Source organism: Dietzia sp. SLG310A2-38A2, from assembly GCF_014145095.1.
In the GTDB taxonomy this organism is placed as follows: domain Bacteria; phylum Actinomycetota; class Actinomycetes; order Mycobacteriales; family Mycobacteriaceae; genus Dietzia.
Genome location: NZ_JAALDX010000422.1, coordinates 1614 through 3579 on the forward strand (window position 1 = coordinate 1614; position 1966 = coordinate 3579).

The window sequence follows — 1966 nt, forward strand, 5'->3', positions numbered from 1 at the left end:
GGGGCGCGCCTCGCGCACCACCAGGTGCGCCGCGAGGTCGCGGGTCGTCCACCCTGCGCACAACGTCGGCGCCTCCGGCCCGGCGGCCCGCATCGTCTCGACGAGGGCGCTGCGCTCCCGTTGCGCCAGGGTCCGCCGGTCGGAGTTCACCGGACTCAGTCCTCCGCTGCCACGGAGGTGATGACGGTGGGCACGATCATCGGCTTACGACGCCACTTGTCGGACACCCACGTGCCAACGGTCCGACGGACCGCCTGCGCGAGCCGGTAGGGGTCGGTCTCACCCTCCCCTGCGAGGTCCCACAGTGCGTTCTCGACCAGTTCGACGACCGGTGCCAGCGCACCCGGCTCGTCGGTGAAACCCTTGGCGATGATCTGGGGCTTGCTCACCGGCCGACCGGTGCGGGGGTCCACCACCACCGTGGCGACGATGAAGCCGTCCTCGCTCAGCGCGGTGCGGTCCGCAAGTACGGTGTCGCCGACGTCGCCCGTGGACAAACCGTCCACGTACAGGTGGCCGACAGGGATCTGACCGACGGTGGACGCCTTCCCGTCGACGAGGTCCACCACCACACCGTTCTGCGCGAGCACCACGTTCTCCGCCGGGACACCGGTCGCCACCGCCAGGGCGCGGTTCGCCCGGAGGTGCCGCCATTCACCGTGGACGGGCATGGCGTTCTTCGGCCGAACGGCGTTGTAGACGAAGAGCAGCTCGCCCGCGTCTCCGTGTCCGGAGACGTGGATGTTGGCATCGCGGCTGGTCACCACGTTCACGCCCATCTGGGACAGGCTGTTCTGCACGCTGAAGACCGGCTCCTCGTTGCCCGGGACGATCGACGAGGAGAACAGGACGGTGTCGCCCTCGGAGAGGTTGATCTGCCGGTGTTCACGGCGGGCCATCCGGGACAATCCGGCCATCGACTCCCCCTGGGTCCCGGTGGTCATCACGAGGACCTTCTCGGAGGGGAGCTTCGCCGCGGCGTCCATGTCGATCAGGACACCCTTCGGGTCCGTGAGCAGTCCCAGTTCGAGCGCGATCTCCATGTTGCGGATCATCGACCGACCGGTGAGCGCGACCTTCCGGCCACAGGCCTCGGCGGCCGCGATGACGGACTGCACGCGGTAGACGTTGGAGGCGAAGCAGGCCACCACGACGAGCCTGCGGGCGTCGCTGATGAGCCGCTGCAGGGCGGGCCCGACCTCGGACTCGGAGCGGCTGACGCCCGGGGTGGTGGCGTTGGTGGAGTCCAACAGCAGCAGGTCGATACCCTCGTCGCCGAACCGCGCCATCTTGGCCAGGTCGGTGGGCCGCTTGTCGGTCGGAAGCTGGTCGAGCTTGATGTCGCCCGACATCATCACGGAGTTGCCGCCGGCGCGGACGACCACGCCCAGGCACTCGGGGATCGAGTGGTTGACGTCGAAGTAGCCGACCTCGAACGGGCCGAACGAACTCACGCTCGACTCGTCGACCTGCTGGAAGACCGGCTTGATCCGGTGCTCCCGGCACTTGGCCGCCACCAGCGCCAGGGTGAACCTGGACCCTACGACCGGGATGTTCGGGCGCAGCTTGAGGAGGAACGGGATCGCACCGATGTGGTCCTCGTGGGCGTGCGTGAGCACGAGCGCCTCGACCTGGTCGAGTCGGTCCTCGATGTGACCGAAGTCCGGGAGGATCAGGTCGACGCCGGGTTCCGCCGAACTCGGGAACAGGACACCACAGTCCACGATCAGCAGCTTCGAGTCGTACTCGAAGGTCATCATGTTGCGGCCGATCTCGGTGATCCCGCCCAGCGCGACCAGACGCATCGCGCCCTTGCGCGGCTTGGGCGGGCTGGGCAGCCGGACGGTCATGTCCCCGCCCTGCATGGTCTTGACGCCGCCGAACTCGGCGGTGGAGGTGGTCCCGTTCCCCCTGCCCCGACCCCGGCCGCCGCGGCCGCGACCCTGGCCTCCGCCGCCCTGGTTGC

The 1966-nt window shown here is 69.1% G+C and carries 2 protein-coding genes; both read right to left on the reverse strand.

Features of this window, described 5'->3' with window-relative positions; translation table 11 throughout:
* Positions 1–150: maleylpyruvate isomerase N-terminal domain-containing protein (locus tag G6027_RS19520; RefSeq protein ID WP_346995752.1), on the reverse strand; the 150-nt coding region annotated here is incomplete at its 3' end.
* Between the two features lie 5 nt (positions 151–155).
* Positions 156–1966, reverse strand: a 1811-nt coding sequence (locus G6027_RS14330; RefSeq protein WP_277612348.1) for a ribonuclease J, incomplete at its 5' end; no start/stop codon positions are given.